Origin of the sequence: Pseudomonas sp. OG7, assembly GCF_014192825.1 — a bacterium.
Taxonomy (GTDB): Bacteria; Pseudomonadota; Gammaproteobacteria; order Pseudomonadales; family Pseudomonadaceae; genus Aquipseudomonas; species Aquipseudomonas monteilii.
The window spans coordinates 227,894-244,760 of sequence record NZ_JACHYK010000001.1; the positions used below are offsets into that span (position 1 = coordinate 227,894).

Below are 16,867 nucleotides of genomic sequence, written 5' to 3' on the forward strand. Positions count from 1 at the left end.
GTTTTTGCTGTTCAAGAACTCTGCCTGGGAGGCTGCAATGCGTTGGGGTACCTATTTCGCCGTGCTGGCATCCGTACTCAGTGTCGGGCTGGCCCTTGGCGTAAGCATGCCGCTGGTATCCCTGCGCCTGGAGGCTTGGGGCTACGGCAGCTTCGCCATCGGCGTAATGGCTGCGATGCCAGCGCTGGGTGTTCTGGCTGGCGCCAGTATCGCCAGCCGACTGGCCGGCTGGGTCGGCGTGCCGTCGGCCATGCGCTTGTGCCTGTGGGGCGGGGCGCTGTCGATCGGGTTGGTCGCGCTGCTGCCCAGCTACCCGCTGTGGCTGTTGCTGCGGCTGATGATCGGTATGTCCCTCACTGTGGTGTTCATCCTCGGCGAAAGCTGGATCAACCAGCTGGTAGTCGAGCAGTGGCGTGGCCGGCTGGTGGCTTTGTACGGCAGCAGCTATGCCCTGAGCCAGCTGGCCGGGCCGTTGGTGTTGGGTTTTCTCGGCTCGGATGACGACTTCGGCTTCTGGGCCGCGACCGGCCTGCTGCTGGCGGCACCGCTGGTGCTGTTGGGGCGTGGCGGAGCGCCGAGCACAGAGGCCTGCAGCGTTACCTTCCGCGACTTGTTCGCCTTCTGCCGGCGCTTGCCTGTGATTGCCTGGGCCATCGCCCTGTTCGCCTCGTTCGAGGCGATGATCCTTACCTTGCTGCCGGTGTATTGCCTGCAGCAAGGCTTTACCACTGAAATCGCCCTGTTCATGGTCAGTACCGTGGTGGTGGGTGATGCAGTGCTGCAGCTGCCTATCGGCGCGCTGGCCGACCATATGTCGCGACGTGCATTGTTCACGGGGTGTGCGGTAACGCTGCTGGTGTCCAGCCTGGCGATTCCCCTGCTGCTGCATACCCCGGTTGTGTGGCCATTGTGGGTGCTGTTCGGGGCCAGTGCTGGTGGCTTGTTCACCCTGTCGCTGGTGCTGATCGGTGAGCGCTACCGCGATGATGAGCTGGTAAGGGCCAATGCCCATGTGGCGCAGCTCTGGGGTATTGGCTGCCTGCTCGGGCCGTTGCTGGCGGGGGCCGGCAGCCAGTGGATCAGCGGACATGCATTGCTGTTCCTGATGGCGGCCGGGGCTGCCGGGCTGGTGGTGTTGACCCAGCGGCGTGGGGCTTTCGAGGCAGTGTCTGCCTGATGGGATTTGGGGCTGCAAAGCAGCCCCAGAAATTGCCGCTACAACATCTTCTCCAAGCCAACGGCCTTGCTGATCCAGGCATTGAACCGCCGCCACATCCCACCTGGCTCTGATGTCAGCATGTGCCGCTGACCATTGTCCTCGGTCGCCCATACCAATTTGTTACCCACCAGTTTCACCTGGTAACTCAACGCAGGCGCCATGCCTTGCTGGGCCAGTTCGCGGGTGTATTCGGCCAGCTCCGGGCTGTCCACCAGCACGCCTACCTCGGTGTTCCACAGCACTGAACGCGGGTCGAAGTTGAATGAGCCGATGAAGGTCTTGCGCCGGTCGAACACGATCGCCTTGGTGTGCAGGCTCGAATCCGAACTGCCACGGAAACTCAGGTGCCCCGCGCTGGGGTCGCCGGGCTGGCGGCGCAGCTCGTACAGCTGCACCCCGTGCTCGAGCAAGGCCCGGCGATAGGGCGCGTAGCCTCCGTGCACCGCCGGTACATCGGTGGCTTCCAGCGAGTTGGTCAGCAGCTTCACCGAAACACCGGCGTCGGCGCGGCCGGTCAGGTACAGCAACCCCGGTTCACCCGGCACGAAGTACGCCGATGTCAGCATCAGCTCGCTGCGCACGTTGGCCAGGTCCGGTGCCAGTTGCTGGCTCAGCAACAGCTGTGGGTCGGGTTCGTCATCGGCCAGCACCTTGTTCGGTGCATCCCACAACGCCTGGGCATGAGCCCAGATCAGCTCGTTGCGCCATACATCCAGGCGCGGCTGCGACTGGTAGGCCATCAGGCGGTCGTACAGGGCCTTGCGCCGGGTTCTGGCTTCGGCCAGGGACACCTCCAGGCGATGGCGGCTGGCGTGCAGGTCATTGGCATCCGGAGCACGCCAGAGGAAGTCGGTAATCGGCCGGCTCAGGGCGCTGTTCCAGTATTGGTCGAAACTGTGGCCAAGCTGTTCAGCCACCGGGCCTACACCCAGCAGGTCTATGTCGGTGAAGTTGAGGTTGGGTTCGGCATCGAAATACTCGTCACCCAGGTTGCGGCCACCCACGATGGCCATGCTGTTGTCCACCAGGAACAGTTTGTTGTGCATGCGCCGGTGCTGGCGCGACAGGTTGAACAGCCGGCCCACGGCGCGCGTCACGCCTGTGCTACGGCCCAGGTGCAGCGGGTTGAACACGCGAATCTGGATGTTCGGGTGGGCATCCAGGGTGCCCATGATGGTGTCCAGGCCATCGCTGGTGGTGTCGTCCAGCAGGATGCGCACACGCACGCCACGGTCGGCGGCGCGTAGCAGTTCATGCACCAGTGCGCGGGTGCTGAGGCCGTCGTGGACGATGTAATACTGCAGGTCGATGCTTGCCTGGGCGTTGCGGATCAGTTCGGCACGGGCGCGGAATGCCTCGTTGCTGTTGGGCAGCAGGCGAAAGCCCGAGCGCCCCCCGTAGGGCGCGGCCTGGCGCAGCACCGAGCGGCCGAAGGCCGAGTCGTTGGCGGGTAACGCCTGGCTGGTTTCGCGGGGCACACTGACACTGGCGCAGCCGGTAAGGCCGAGCGACAGTACCAGCAGCAGAGGCAAGGCTCGCTGGAGTCTCAAGGGTGGATCGTCCTGTGCAGCAAGGGCTTTAGGGGGTTGGACCGTGGCGGGCGGCGCAAAGTTACGCGTCGGCGCTTTCTTCATCCAGTAGACGAAGGGCGGTTTCACCAACCTTGCGCACGGCGGCTTCGATCTGCGGCGTTGGCCGCGCTGCGAAGTTCATGCGCAGGCAGTGGCGGAACTTGCCCGAGGCCGAGAAGATACTGCCGACGGCAACCTGCACGCCCTGCTCCAGTAAAGCCCGGTTCAGGCGTAGCGTATCGAAATGTTCGGGCAATTCTACCCAGAGCATGAAGCCGCCTTGGGGCCGGCTCACCCGGGTGCCTGCCGGGAAGTAGCGGGTCACCCAGTCGCTCATCAGGTCGCGGCCGCGTTGGTACTGGCTACGCATACGCCGGACGTGGGGTTGATAGTGCCCGGCGGCGATGAAGTCGGCGATGGCCAGTTGGGGCTGGCAGGCGGTGCTGCCGGTGCTGATGTATTTCATGTGCAGCACGCGTTCCAGATAGCGCCCAGGGGCCACCCAACCTACTCGCAGGCCAGGGGCAAGGGTTTTGGAGAACGAACTGCACAGCAGCACGCGGCCATCGTCGTCGAACGACTTGAGGGTGCGCGGGCGCGGGTAGGTGTAGGCCAGGTCGCCGTAGACATCATCCTCCAGAATTGCCACGTCGTAGCGCTGGGCCAGGCTCAGCAAGGCCTTCTTGCGTGCCTCGGGCATGATGTAGCCAAGCGGGTTGTTGCAGCTGGGGGTGATCTGGATGAGCTTGATCGGCCACTGCTCCAGGGCCAGCTCCAGCGCCTCCAGGCTGATGCCGGTGACCGGGTCGGTGGGGATTTCCAGCGCCTTCATACCCAGGCCCTTCAGGGTTTGCATGGCGCCGTGGAAGCTGGGGGAGTCGACGGCAACGATGTCGCCCGGCTCGCACACGGCGCGGATGCTGCACGACAGCGCCTCGTGGCAGCCGGTGGTGATCACCAGGTCAGCCGGGCCCAGGCGGCAACCGGAATCGAGCACCAGCCGGGCAACCTGTTCACGCAGGGCCAGGTTGCCGTGGATGTTGTCGTAGTACAGGCCTGGCATGTCCTGCCGCCGGCTCAACTGCGCCAGGCTGCGCAGCAGCGGCTTGAGGGTGGGGCTGTCGATGTCGGGCATGCCGCGGCCGAGCTGGACCACATCCTTGCGTGGGGTGCTGCGCACCAGTTCCAGCACCTGTTCCCACTGCGAGATGTCCACCGGGCGTTGGGCCGGGCGGCTGACGGCGGGCAGGGCTGGCAGCAGGCGGTGGTCACTGACGAAGTAGCCGGACTTGGGCCGTGGCGAGACCATGCCGCTGTCTTCGAGCGTGCGGTAGGCCTGCTGCACGGTGCTCAGGCTGACGCCATGCTCCACGCTCAGGGCGCGCACCGACGGCAGGCGCTGGCCGGGGCGGTACAGGCCCTGTTCGATGCGGGCGCCGAGCAGTTCGGCGAGGTTCAGGTAGAGGGTCACGGCATACTCCTGCGCTGCATTGGCATAACGACCGGTACAGTTGGGTTGAAAATACAGCATTCAGTCGATCTTCAGCCAATTCTGTATGGGAATAATAAGGCTGTATTGGATCTGTATTGCCGGTGCTGCCGACGCGCATGCTTTCTCCACGGTATCAATCGAACGGGAGTACGCAGCGATGGGTGGCATGAGCGATGTGCGCTTGCAACTGTTGGCCAGGGAGCTGGAAGTCGGGCAGCAGGCCAAGGTATTCAACGCGCCGGAGGGTTTGGGGCGTTGGGGGCTGATGCTGCATCGCTGGCACACCCGCAGGGCGCTGCTGCAGTTGACGGATGACGAGCTGCGCGATGTCGGGCTGAGCTGGGAGCAGGCCCGGACAGAAGGGCGTAAGCCCTTCTGGAAAGATTGAGGCCTTAGACCAGTTCTTTAAGCCGGTGCCACAGCATCCCCAATGCCAGCAGCGGCGAGCGCAGGTGCTTGCCGCCAGGGAAGGTGATGTGTGGCACCTTGGCGAACAGGTCGAAACGCCCGCTCTGCTGGCCGCTGATGGCTTCGCCCAGCAGGCGCGCGGCCAGGTGGGTGGCGTTGAGCCCATGGCCTGAATAGGCTTGGGCGTAATACACGTTCGGCTGGCTGGCCAGGCGGCCTACCTGGGGCAGGCGGTTGGCGCCGATGCCGATCATGCCACCCCACTGGTAATCGATGCGCACGTCGGCCAACTCAGGGAACACCTTGAGCATCTTCGGCTGCATGTAGGCGGCAATGTCCTTCGGGTCGCGGCCCGAGTAATGGCAGGCCCCACCGAACAGTAGGCGGTTGTCGGCAGACAGGCGATAGTAGTCCAGCGCCACACGCTGGTCGCACACCGCCATGTTTTGCGGCAGCAACCTGCGCGCGCGTTCCTCACCCAGCGGCTCGGTGGCGATGATGTAGCTGCCGGCTGGCAGCACCTTGCCGCCCAGTTCGCGGTTGAGGTTGTTGTGATAGGCGTTGCAGCACAGTACCAGGGTCTTGGCGCGCACCCGGCCTTGGGCAGTATGCACCTGAACCTCGGGACCATAGTCGATACGGGTGACCTCGGACTGCTCGAACAGCTTCACGCCTAGGCGGGCTGCCACGGCGGCTTCGCCCAGGGCCAGGTTGAGCGGGTGCAGGTGCCCCGAGCCCATGTCGACCAACCCACCCACATAGCAGTCGGCGCCGACCACACTGTGGATATCATCTTTGCCGACCAGACGCAGTTCATGCGCGTAGCCCAGGCTGCGCAGTTCTTCGGCGTCCTCGGCAAAGCCCAGCAATTCGGCGGGTTTGTTGGCCAGGTCGCAGTAACCCCAGGTCAGGTCACAGGCGATGGCATGCTTTTCCACCCGCTCGCGCACGATCTGCACGGCCTCCAGGCCCATCAGCTTCATGCTGCGCACGCCGTCCTCGCCAATTACCGGCAGGAACTGTTCAAGGCCATGACCAACGCCACGGATCAACTGCCCGCCATTGCGCCCACTGGCGCCCCAGCCCAGTTTGCGTGCTTCCAGCAGGATGACCGAGAAGCCGCGTTCGGCCAGTTCGATGGCAGTGTTCAGGCCCGAGTAGCCCCCGCCGACGATGCACACATCGGCGCTGTGTGCGCCTTGCAGGAAGGCGTAGTCAGGGTGTGGCGCGCTGCTGGCGGCGTAGTAGGAGGCGGCGTGCTGCGCGCTGTGAATCATTGTGCAGGTCCCGAGGTTATCGACAAAGCATGGAGGATAAGCTCGGGACCAAGAGGGGGCAACCAAGCGGCTATTCAGGTCTGTCTTGTTATCCCAACCGTCAACGGTAGGGATTGCGCTGGGTCGGGCGCATCCATGGTACCGGCGCCACGGATGTCGTAAAGCTGGTGAGCTGTAGCTACCGCAGCAAGAATCCCGTTGTCGGTTTGTGTGGGCAGCTTGTTTTTACTCATCCGTAACAGAGTGTTGGTTGCCTTTAAAGACACAGCCGCCGGGAGTGCTCTGTTCCCGGCTTGAGCGTTTGCCCGGGTAAGCTCAATAAGTGAGTTGACCACCCTTATATTGCCATTGTGCATTTCCAGAACTTGCTCCCCATTCATTGGGGTTACGTGATACGGCCTTGTCTGATTGCCGTTGGATTTCAGCGGCGCATTTGGATCGTACGGCGGCGGTGGCTCGCCCCAACCAAAGTACGTTGGTGGGGCCGGGCTTTTACCTGTGACTACTGCACCGGGGGCGGCTGGTGAATAGTGAGGCAGCGTAGGCTGTGCCGGAGGCTGGTTACGGTTGTCTCGGAAGATTGAATGAATAAGGCTTTGCGGAGCTTTCCGGAGGTCACGCAACCTGACTCGCCCCGACGGGTCCGAGTAGTTGACCGGATCGTTCGAGCAGTAAGCATGAGTATTGATCCCGCCTCTGAGGAACGGGCTTTGTGAGTCGGGGCTATGGAAGCGCATCAATTCAGGACTGTAGCTGCGATGACCCGCCCCGAGTAGGTAGCAACCACTGGCAAGATCCAACCGCTCCCCGACGAATCCAATGCTCACTGAGATTGCAGTGGGCATATGGCCAAAAGGAGTAAATGCAAAAGAGTGGTGAGTTTTACTCGATCCGATCATTACGGGCGTTCGTCTTTGATCTAGAGCGACCAAGGCAACACCCGCGGTTTTCCTTTCGGCGAGAGGGAGGTCCAGTGCCTGAACGATGCGAAGCGTATCCTGGGTGCCTTTCAGCACAACAAGCTTCTTTCGGCTGTAGAAGAGTAGAATATGGTTCTTCATTCGCTAGGCTCGATTAGCTGGACTGGGTCGCTGTCTCGTCAGTGTGTGTAGCAAGTAGGCTTACCCACAACTGTCAGAACTACTAGGTCCGCTACCTTTACCGAGCACAAGCGTTATCCGGATAAAACAGCCATCTTCGCCATGTCCTGCAACCGCCACAAAATCCACTTCCTGCGCGAACTCATCCCCTCATTCGAGTGCGAACCCGGCTGCCACGACTGCTGCGGCCCGGTCACCACCTCGGCAGAAGAAATGGCCCGCCTCCCGCGCAAGTCCCAGGCCGAACAGGACGCCGCTCTGGAGCGCCTGGACTGTGTGCACCTCGGCCCCAACGGCTGCACGGTGTATGAAGAGCGGCCCATGATCTGCCGCCTGTTCGGCACCACGCCGCGCATGGCCTGCCCGCGTGGTCGTGGCCCTGAACCGATGATCGACCCTGCCGCCGAGCAGCTGGTCCATCAGTTCATTGCCACCACCCGCCAGGTGTTGGTCTGACTTCAGTCCGGAATTGGCAGGCAGAGGCTCTCCTTTACCTCCTCCATCACGATGTAGCTCTTCGACTCACGCACGTGCGGCAGCTTCAGCAGGATGTCGCCAAGCAGCTTGCGGTACGACGCCATCTCCGAAATACGCGCTTTCACCAGGTAGTCGAAGTCGCCCGACACCAGGTGGCACTCCAACACATGGGGCAGCTTCAACACCGCGCGGCGGAACTCCTCGAAGGTGTCGCCCGACTTGTAGTCCAGGCTGATTTCCACGAACACCAGCAGGCTGCCCTTGAGGTGCTGCGGGTTCAGGCGGGCGTTGTAGCCCATGATGATGCCCTCGCGCTCCAGGCGGCGAACCCGCTCGGTGCAAGGGGTGGTGGACAGCCCAACTTTCTCGCCCAGTTCGGTGAAGGAAATACGCCCGTCATTCTGCAGGATGCGCAGGATGTTACGGTCGATCTTGTCCAGTTCACGCTTGCTCTGGTGCTGGGTTCTCATAGGGGATGCCCCTCCGTGAAAGGCGATTTTGCCGAGAATTCTCGCCAATAATAGGCTTTTATATAGTGAATTGCACTGGTCTCAAATTCCTATACTGCGTCCATTCATGCCATTTCAATAAAAGTCTGCGGCGTGCCGCGTGTGAGGGATATAACGATGCGAGTTCTGGTACTTGGTAGCGGCGTAATCGGAACCGCCAGTGCCTACTACCTGGCCCGGCAAGGTTTCGAAGTGACGGTGGTCGACCGCCAGCCGGCGGTGGCCATGGAAACCAGTTTTGCCAACGCCGGTCAGATCTCGCCCGGCTATGCCTCGCCCTGGGCCGCACCTGGCGTGCCGCTGAAGGCCATCAAGTGGCTGCTGGAGCGCCACGCCCCCCTGGCCATCAAGCTCACCGGCGACGTCGACCAGTACCTGTGGATGGCACAGATGCTGCGCAACTGCACCGCCAGCCGTTACGCGGTGAACAAAGAGCGCATGGTGCGTCTGTCCGAGTACAGCCGTGACTGCCTCGACGAGCTGCGCGCTGAAACCGGCATCAATTACGAAAACCGCAGCCTGGGCACTACCCAGCTGTTCCGTACCCAGGCTCAGGTAGATGCTGCGGCCAAGGACATTGCCGTGCTCGAACAGTCCGGCGTGCCTTACGAATTGCTCGACCGCGACGGCATTGCCCGCGTGGAACCTGCCCTGGCGGGTGTGAAAGACATCCTGGCCGGCGCCCTGCGCTTGCCTAACGACCAAACTGGCGACTGCCAGCTGTTCACCACCAAGCTTGCCGACATGGCGCTGAAGCTGGGCGTGGAGTTCCGCTTCGGCCAGGACATCCAGCGCCTGGACTTCGCTAGCGACCGCATCAATGGCGTGTGGATCGACGGCAAGCTGGAAACTGCCGACCGCTACGTGCTGGCGCTGGGCAGCTATTCGCCGCAGATGCTCAAGCCGCTGGGCATCAAGGCCCCGGTTTATCCGCTTAAAGGCTACTCGCTGACCGTGCCGATCACCAACGGCGACATGGCCCCGACGTCGACCATTCTTGATGAAACCTACAAGGTTGCGATCACCCGTTTCGACAACCGCATCCGCGTTGGTGGCATGGCTGAAATCGCCGGTTTTGACCTGTCGCTGAACCCGCGTCGGCGCGAAACGCTGGAGATGATCGTCAACGACCTTTATCCTCGCGGCGGTGATCTGAGCCAGGCCAGCTTCTGGACCGGCCTGCGCCCGGCGACCCCGGACGGTACGCCGATTGTGGGTGCGACCGCGTTCCGCAACCTGTTCCTGAACACCGGTCACGGTACTTTGGGCTGGACCATGGCGTGCGGCTCCGGTCGTCTGCTGGCCGACCTGATTGCGCGCAAGAAGCCGCAGATCAGTGCCGAAGGCCTGGACATTTCCCGTTATGGCAACAGCCCGGAAGTGGCCAAGCACGGGCAGACTGCGCCGGCTCACCAGCAGTAATTGCCTGTACCGGCCCTTTCGCGGGCTCGCCCGCTCCCACAGGTATTTCACAGCTTTTGAAAGCTGTGCAGTACTTGTGGGAGCGGGCGAGCCCGCGAAGAATCCAACACCGATTTCAACCCGAACCACCATAAGGCAGCCGCCATGCGTCCCGCCCGCGCCCTGATCGACCTCCAGGCCCTGCGCCACAACTACCGTCTGGCCCGTGAACTGACCGGTGCCAAAGCCCTCGCCGTGATCAAGGCCGACGCCTATGGCCATGGCGCCGTGCGTTGCGCCCTGGCCCTGGAGGCCGAAGCCGACGGTTTTGCCGTGGCCTGCATTGAAGAGGCGCTGGAACTGCGCGCCGCCGGTATCAAGGCCCCGGTGCTGCTGCTGGAAGGCTTTTTCGAAGTCAGCGAGCTGGCGCTGATCGCCGAGCACGACCTGTGGTGTGTGGTGCATTCGTTGTGGCAGCTCGAAGCCATCGAGCAGACCCAGGTCCACAAGCCGCTCACTGTCTGGTTGAAGCTCGACAGTGGCATGCATCGTGTCGGTCTGCACCCCAAGGATTACCACGAGGCTTACCGGCGCCTGCTGGCCAGTGGCAAGGTTTCTCGCATCGTGCTGATGAGCCACTTCGCTCGCGCCGACGAGCTGGATGCCGACGCCACTGCCCAGCAGATTGCCGTGTTCGAGGCTGCCCGCCAGGGCCTGGCCGCCGAATGCAGCCTGCGCAACTCCCCCGGCGTGCTGGGCTGGCCACAAGCCCCCAGCGATTGGGTACGCCCAGGCCTGATGCTGTATGGCGCCACCCCGTTCGAAGTGGCCCAGGCCCAGGCCCAACGCCTGCAACCGGTCATGACCTTGCAATCGCGGGTCATCAGCGTGCGCGAGCTGCCTGCCGGCGAGCCGGTGGGCTATGGCGCCAAGTTCGTCAGCCCCCGGCCAACCCGCGTTGGCGTGGTTGCCATGGGCTATGCCGACGGCTACCCGCGCCAGGCGCCCAACGGCACCCCGGTATTGGTTGCCGGCCAGCGCACCCAGCTGATTGGCCGTGTATCGATGGACATGCTCAGCGTCGACCTGACCGACGTGCCACAAGCCACTGTCGGCAGCCCGGTCGAGCTGTGGGGCAAGCAGGTGCTGGCCAGTGAAGTGGCCGCACACGCGGGCACCATTCCTTACCAGATCTTCTGCAACCTGAAGCGCGTACCGCGGGACTACATCGGCGAATGACACGCTGAAGCGGACAGGTTGAGGGGCGGTGTGTTGTAAATACTGAACGGCATTGCCATGATATCGTTCACATCCACCCCCCCATTCCACCGTTTCAGGAGGCTCCAGCTTTGGACGTCGGCGAACGACTGCAAGCCATCCGCAAGCTCAAGGGCCTGTCCCAGCGTGAACTCGCCAAGCGTGCCGGCGTGACCAACAGCACCATCTCGATGATCGAGAAGAACAGTGTGAGCCCCTCGATCAGCTCGCTGCGCAAGGTGCTGAGCGGCATCCCCATGTCCATGGTCGAGTTCTTTTCGGTCGAGCTGGAACCTCAAAGCCCCACGCAGATCGTTTACAAGGCCCACGAACTGATCGACATCTCGGACGGTGCGGTGACCATGAAGCTGGTCGGCAAGTCGCACCCCAACCGCGCCATCGCCTTTCTCACCGAGGTGTACCCGCCGGGTGCCGACACCGGTGCCGAGATGCTCACCCATGACGGCGAGGAAACCGGCATCTTGTTGGAAGGCCGCCTGGAACTGGTGGTCGGCAACGAGATCTTCATCCTCGAAGAAGGCGACAGCTATTACTTCGAAAGCACCCGCCCGCACCGTTTTCGCAACCCCTTCGACCAGCCCGCGCGGTTGATCAGCGCAGCGACGCCTTCAAACTTTTGATCCAGCGCAGTGCATTGATTCGGCAATACCCCTTTCCCGTGTAGGGTCGTTTCACGGCCTCTGGGTTCCCGCTATACTTTTCAACGCTCGCCGTTTCGTGGCCGCGAGCGTGATTAGCCACCATGAGGGTGTTCGCGTGAACCAAATCAAGAAGATGCTGGCCGTACCAGCAGCCGTATTCGCCCTCTGGGCAATGAGCGCAACCGCTGCGACCAACGACGACATTGCCAAGCGCCTGGAGCCGGTCGGCCAGGTGTGTGTCCAGGGCCAGGAATGCAAAGGCATGGAAGTGGCTGCAGCGGCGGGGGGCGGGGGCGCCAAAACGCCGGATGACATCATCGCCAAGCACTGCAATGCCTGCCATGGCACCGGCCTGCTCGGCGCGCCGAAAATTGGCGACACCGCCGCGTGGAAAGAACGCGCCGACCACCAGGGCGGGCTGGATGGCATCCTGGCCAAGGCCATTACCGGCATCAACGCCATGCCGCCGAAAGGCACCTGCGCGGACTGCTCGGATGACGACCTGAAAGGCGCGATCAAGAAAATGTCCGGGCTGTGATCTACAGCTGAATTGCACGAAGCCCGCCTTTGATGGCGGGCTTTGTTTATGGGCTCCAGTGCAGGCAACCAATTGCCGTAGGCCTGTGTCCAACCCCTGAACCCATGTCTCAGGAGGCCCCGATGCACCTCTGCGCCATCGACCAGGCTGTCGAGCAGGTCCTGTCCCGGCTGCCAGCCCATATCCACATGGGCCTGCCCTTGGGTCTGGGAAAGCCTAACGCTTTCGTAAACGCCCTCTATGCCCGGGTGCGCGATCTGCCAGAGCGGCAGTTGACCATCTACACCGCGCTGACCCTCGGCCGACCACCACTGGGTGACGGCTTGCAACGGCGTTTTCTCGAACCCTTCGTCGAGCGCGTCTTCGCCGACTACGAAGAGCTCACCTACCTCGCCGACCTGCGCAACGACAGCCTGCCGCCAAACATCCGCGTAGAGCAGTTTTTCATGCAGCCCGGCAGCCTGCTGCACAGCGAATCGGCCCAGCAGGACTACATCAGCAGCAACTACAGCCACGCCGCCCGTGACATCAATGCCAAGGGCCTGAACCTGATCGCGCAACTGGTCGCTGCCACTCCCGAGAAGCCCGTCCACCTCAGCCTGGCCTGTAACCCCGACATCACCCTCGACCTGCTGCCAATGATCGCCAAGCGCCGTGCGGCCGGCGAAACCATCCTGATGCTTGGCCAGGTACATACCGAACTGCCGTACATGCCCGGCGATGCGGAATTGCCCATCGATGCGTTCGACCTGCTGATCGATGAAGCCGAGCAGCGCCGGTTGTTCTCCACGCCGAACATGCCGGTCAACACCCAGGATCACTGCATTGGTTTGCACGCCAGCACGCTGGTGCGTGACGGCGGCACCTTGCAGATCGGCATCGGTGCCATGGGGGATGCAGTCGCTGCAGCGTTGCTGGCGCGCCAGGGCGACAACGCGGGCTACCGGGCCCTGCTCGACGAGCTGGATATCGGCCCGTGGCAGGCGCTGATTGAGCGGGAAGGGGGGCTGGAGACTTTTGCCGAAGGCCTGTACGGCTGCAGCGAAATGTTCGTTAACGGCCTGTTGGTGCTGGCCGAAGCGGGCTTGCTACGGCGCTCGGCCGATGAGCAGGGGCTGTTGTTGCATGGTGGCTTTTTCCTCGGGCCTCAAGCGTTCTACCAGCGGCTGAGGGAGATGCCGCTTGAGCAGCGCGCGCGGTTTGCCATGACCCGTATCAGCTTCATCAACGAGCTGTACGGGCAGGAAGAACTCAAGCGGCACCAGCGGCGCGATGCGCGCTTCATCAACACGGCGTTCGGCATGACGCTGCTCGGTGCCGGGGTGGCCGATCAGCTGGAAGATGGCCGTGTGCTCAGCGGCGTGGGGGGGCAGTACAACTTCGTCGCCCAGGCTCATGCACTGGAGGGTGGGCGCTCGATTTTGCTGCTGCGCAGCTGGCGTGAGTCGGGCGGGGAGGTGACCTCTAACCTGTTCTGGACCTATGGCCACTGCACCATCCCCCGGCACCTGCGCGATATCGTGGTGACCGAGTACGGCATTGCCGACCTTCGCGGGCAGACCGACAGCGAGGTGATTGCGCGGTTACTGGCAGTGTGCGATTCGCGGTTCCAGCAGGGGCTGACCGAGCAGGCGAAAGAGGCCGGCAAGCTGCCCAGGGATTTTCAGCTGGATGCGCGTTTTACTGACAATACGCCACAGCGTCTGGAGGCAATCCGGGCGCGGCATGCGCGGTTGTTCCCGGAGTACCCGATGGGGACGGATTTTACGGCCGAAGAGCGTGACCTGCTGCGGGCGCTGACCTGGTTGAAAAGCAAGTTCAAGCTGAGCGAGGTGCTGGAGTTGGGCAAGGCAGCGCTGGATGCGCCGGGGCCGGAGGGGTATGAGGGGCACCTGACGAGGATGCAATTGGATCAGCCGCATGGGCTAAAGGAGGAGCTTTATCAGCGGCTGCTGCTGGCGGGACTGGCGGCCACCTGAAGATTGCCGGGGCTGCTTTGCAGCCCTTTCGCGGCACAAGGCCGCTCCTACAGTGAGAATGCGATCGCCTGTAGGAGCGGCCTTGTGCCGCGAAAGGGCCGCAAAGCGGCCCCAATGGTGCTTACTCGATGAAGCTGACCACACCACCTTCCAGCGACTTCACCCGGGCCAGCGATTCAACGCGGTAGCCCTGGCTGTCCAGCTCGGCACGGCCGCCCTGGAACGACTTTTCGATGACGATACCCAGGCCCGCCACGGTGGCGCCGGCTTGCTTGATGATCGAGATCAGCGCCTGCGACGCCTTGCCGTTGGCCAGGAAGTCGTCGATCACCAGCACGCGGTCGCTGCTGTTGAGGTGGCGCGGCGAGATGGCCACGGTGTTTTCGGTCTGCTTGGTGAAGGAGTACACCGAGGCGGTCAGCAGGTTCTCGGTCAGGGTCAGCGACTGGTGCTTGCGGGCGAAAATCACCGGCACGCCCAGCTTCAGGCCCGTCATCACCGCCGGGGCAATGCCCGAGGCTTCGATGGTGACGATCTTGGTCACGCCCGCGTCAGCGAACAGGCGGGCGAACTCGTCACCGATCAGCTGCATCAGCGCCGGATCGATCTGGTGGTTGAGAAACGCGTCGACTTTAAGAACCTGGTCGGAAAGCACGATGCCTTCTTCGCGAATCTTCTGATGCAGTGCTTCCACTTTGTTTTCCTCGATGTAGCAAAGGTGGCCGCAAATAGCGGCAAAGTTTAAGAGTAATGGTTGATCAGCGTTTGAGCATTGCCCGGATATCGGCCAGGGCGTTATTGCCGCGTGCGGCCTTCACCTCGACCGGTGCATCGTCCAGGCCCTCCCAGGCCAGGTCGTCCGGTGGCAGTTCGTCGAGGAACCGGCTGGGCGTGCAGTCGATGATTTCACCGTACTGCTTGCGCTTGGCAGCGAAGGTGAAGGCCAGCGTCTGGCGTGCGCGGGTGATGCCCACGTAGGCCAGGCGGCGTTCCTCTTCGATGGTGTCGGCCTCGATGCTGGAGCGGTGCGGGAGGATTTCCTCTTCCATGCCCATGATGAACACGTAGGGGAACTCCAGGCCCTTGGAGGCGTGCAGGGTCATCATCTGCACACCTTCGGCGTTCTCTTCCTCTTCCTGCTGGCGCTCGAGCATGTCGCGCAGCACCAGCTTGCCGATGGCGTCCTCGATGGTCATGTCACCCTCTTCATCCTTCTCGAGGGTGTTCTTCAGCGCTTCGACCAGGAACCAGACGTTGCTGATGCGGAAATCGGCAGCTTTGTCACTGGCGGTCTGCTGGCGAATCCAGTTCTCGTAGTCGATGTCGCGGATCATCTCGTGCAGCGCGGCAATCGGGTCTTCCAGGGCAACCTTTTGGCGTACCCCGTCCAGCCAGTGCTTGAAACGCTGCAAACGCTCGGTGTAGCGGGCATCCAGGTGCTCGCCCAGGCCCAGCTCCTCGCTGGCGGCGTACATCGAAATGCCGCGCTCGGTGGAATAGTTGCCGAGCTTTTCCAGGGTGGTGGAGCCGATTTCCCGGCGCGGTACGTTGATGACGCGCAGGTAGGCGTTGTCATCGTCCGGGTTCACCAGCAGGCGCAGGTACGCCATCAGGTCCTTGACCTCCTGGCGACCGAAGAAGCTGTTGCCGCCCGACAGGCGATACGGCACCTGGTGGTGCTGCAGCTTCAGCTCGATCAGCTTGGCCTGGTAGTTGCCACGGTAAAGGATGGCGAAGTCGCTGTACGGGCGGTTGGTGCGCAGGTGCAAGGTGAGGATTTCCATGGCCACGCGCTCGGCCTCGGCTTCCTCGTTCTTGCAGCGGATCACGCGGATCTCGTCGCCCACGCCCATCTCGCTCCACAGTTGCTTCTCGAACGCGTGCGGGTTGTTGGCGATCAGCACGTTGGCACAGCGCAGGATGCGGCTGGTGGAGCGGTAGTTCTGCTCCAGCATGACGATCTTCAGGGAGGGGTAGTCCTCCTTGAGCAGCATCAGGTTCTCGGGACGGGCACCGCGCCAGGCATAGATCGACTGGTCGTCGTCGCCTACCACGGTGAACTGGTTGCGCATGCCGATCAGCATCTTCACCAGCAGGTACTGGCTGGCGTTGGTGTCCTGGTATTCGTCCACCAGCAGGTAGCGCACGCGGTTCTGCCAGCGTTCCAGCACCTCGGGATGCTCCTGGAACAGCTTGACCGGCTGCAGGATCAGGTCGTCGAAGTCCACCGCGTTGAACGCCTTGAGTGTGCGCTGGTAGTGGGTGTAGACGATGGCGGCGGTCTGCTCGCGCGGGTTGCGCGCCTTTTCCAGGGCTTCGGGCGGCAGGATCAGGTCGTTCTTCCAGGCACCGATCATGTTCTTGATCTCGTCGATGCCGTCGTCGCCGGAGTATTCCTTCTGCATGATGTCCGACAGCAACGCCTTGATGTCGGACTCGTCGAAGATCGAGAAGCCCGGCTTGTAGCCCAGGCGCTCGTGCTCCTTGCGGATGATGTTCAGGCCCAGGTTGTGGAAGGTACACACCGTAAGGCCACGGCCTTCCCCCGGGCGCAGCAAGGTGCCGACACGTTCCTTCATCTCGCGCGCGGCCTTGTTGGTAAAGGTCATCGCCACGATGTACTGGGCACGGATGCCGCAGTTCTGGATCAGGTGGGCAATCTTGCGCGTGATCACGCTGGTCTTGCCCGAACCTGCACCGGCGAGCACCAAAAGAGGGCCGCCGACGTAGTCACGGGCTTCCTGCTGCCGGGGATTGAGTCGGGACATGCTAGAAACCGGGGGTCGCCAGAAAATAGCCGCGCATTCTAACAGGCATGGGGCCGTTATGGCGCGACCGTCTGACGTCTGAGTCAGACTTTTATCCGGCCTACTATTAGTGGGACTAATCCTAGCATCTGAAAAAATCATATTTGCCGGTTCGGCTCGTTTCGAGCAGGATGCACGACAAAATACGTCGGGATGCTACACCCGTAGAA

The 16,867-nt window shown here is 62.5% G+C and carries 15 protein-coding genes; 8 read left to right on the forward strand and 7 right to left on the reverse strand.

From position 1 onward, the window contains the following. Positions 1–37: 37 nt before the first annotated feature. On the forward strand, positions 38–1,177 hold the full coding sequence (locus tag FHW75_RS01125; protein WP_016712688.1) for an MFS transporter: 1,140 nt from the start codon (positions 38–40) through the stop codon (positions 1,175–1,177). A gap of 38 nt (positions 1,178–1,215) precedes the next feature. Here the strand turns inward: FHW75_RS01125 and FHW75_RS01130 are convergent, their stop codons facing one another. Beyond that, positions 1,216–2,769, reverse strand: coding sequence for a phospholipase D family protein (locus FHW75_RS01130; RefSeq protein WP_025754243.1), 1,554 nt, complete (start codon positions 2,767–2,769; stop codon positions 1,216–1,218). Between the two features lie 61 nt (positions 2,770–2,830). Further along, entirely contained in the window at positions 2,831–4,261 is a 1,431-nt protein-coding gene (locus FHW75_RS01135) for a PLP-dependent aminotransferase family protein (protein WP_161751322.1), read from the reverse strand. A gap of 178 nt (positions 4,262–4,439) precedes the next feature. Between FHW75_RS01135 and FHW75_RS01140 the strand changes: the two genes are divergently transcribed. Further along, positions 4,440–4,670, forward strand: coding sequence for a DUF1127 domain-containing protein (locus FHW75_RS01140; protein WP_016712685.1), 231 nt, complete (start codon positions 4,440–4,442; stop codon positions 4,668–4,670). 4 nt (positions 4,671–4,674) lie between these two features. On the opposite strand, the gene FHW75_RS01145 is transcribed toward FHW75_RS01140, so the two are convergent. Beyond that, positions 4,675–5,967 (reverse strand): FAD-binding oxidoreductase, encoded by a 1,293-nt coding sequence (locus FHW75_RS01145; protein ID WP_025754245.1) that lies wholly within the window; start codon positions 5,965–5,967, stop codon positions 4,675–4,677. Positions 5,968–6,041: 74 nt separating this feature from the next. Beyond that, positions 6,042–7,028 carry an RHS repeat-associated core domain-containing protein gene (locus FHW75_RS01150; RefSeq protein WP_081717293.1) on the reverse strand — a complete coding sequence of 329 codons (987 nt, stop codon included), beginning with the start codon at positions 7,026–7,028 and terminating at the stop codon, positions 6,042–6,044. Positions 7,029–7,169: 141 nt separating this feature from the next. On the opposite strand from FHW75_RS01150, the gene FHW75_RS01155 reads away from it, so the two are divergent. Further along, a complete protein-coding gene (locus FHW75_RS01155) occupies positions 7,170–7,523 on the forward strand; it encodes a YkgJ family cysteine cluster protein (RefSeq protein WP_003253518.1) in 354 nt (117 codons plus the stop codon). Between the two features lie 2 nt (positions 7,524–7,525). Here FHW75_RS01155 and dadR read toward each other — a convergent pair whose 3' ends face one another. Further along, positions 7,526–8,014, reverse strand: a complete 489-nt coding sequence (gene dadR, locus FHW75_RS01160) for a transcriptional regulator DadR (RefSeq protein ID WP_003258963.1) — start codon at positions 8,012–8,014, stop codon at positions 7,526–7,528. A 156-nt stretch (positions 8,015–8,170) separates the two neighbouring features. Here dadR and dadA point away from each other — a divergent pair, with 156 nt between their 5' ends. From dadA to FHW75_RS01185, 5 genes are all read left to right on the forward strand, one after another. Then, complete coding sequence (gene dadA / locus FHW75_RS01165; protein WP_183673045.1) at positions 8,171–9,475, forward strand: D-amino acid dehydrogenase; 1,305 nt, start codon at positions 8,171–8,173, stop codon at positions 9,473–9,475. A 144-nt stretch (positions 9,476–9,619) separates the two neighbouring features. Beyond that, complete coding sequence (gene alr, locus FHW75_RS01170) at positions 9,620–10,693, forward strand: alanine racemase (RefSeq protein ID WP_016712681.1); 1,074 nt, start codon at positions 9,620–9,622, stop codon at positions 10,691–10,693. A gap of 110 nt (positions 10,694–10,803) precedes the next feature. Beyond that, positions 10,804–11,352 carry a cupin domain-containing protein gene (locus FHW75_RS01175; RefSeq protein ID WP_019097519.1) on the forward strand — a complete coding sequence of 183 codons (549 nt, stop codon included), beginning with the start codon at positions 10,804–10,806 and terminating at the stop codon, positions 11,350–11,352. Between the two features lie 154 nt (positions 11,353–11,506). After that, entirely contained in the window at positions 11,507–11,911 is a 405-nt protein-coding gene (locus FHW75_RS01180; RefSeq protein WP_033693936.1) for a cytochrome c5 family protein, read from the forward strand. Between the two features lie 122 nt (positions 11,912–12,033). Next, positions 12,034–13,890: an acetyl-CoA hydrolase/transferase family protein gene (locus FHW75_RS01185; RefSeq protein ID WP_183673047.1), complete on the forward strand. Its 1,857-nt coding sequence runs from the start codon at positions 12,034–12,036 to the stop codon at positions 13,888–13,890. A gap of 121 nt (positions 13,891–14,011) precedes the next feature. On the opposite strand, the gene FHW75_RS01190 is transcribed toward FHW75_RS01185, so the two are convergent. Next, entirely contained in the window at positions 14,012–14,584 is a 573-nt protein-coding gene (locus FHW75_RS01190; RefSeq protein WP_003253535.1) for a xanthine phosphoribosyltransferase, read from the reverse strand. 64 nt (positions 14,585–14,648) lie between these two features. Beyond that, entirely contained in the window at positions 14,649–16,658 is a 2,010-nt protein-coding gene (rep, locus tag FHW75_RS01195) for a DNA helicase Rep (RefSeq protein WP_016712678.1), read from the reverse strand. Positions 16,659–16,867: the final 209 nt, after the last annotated feature.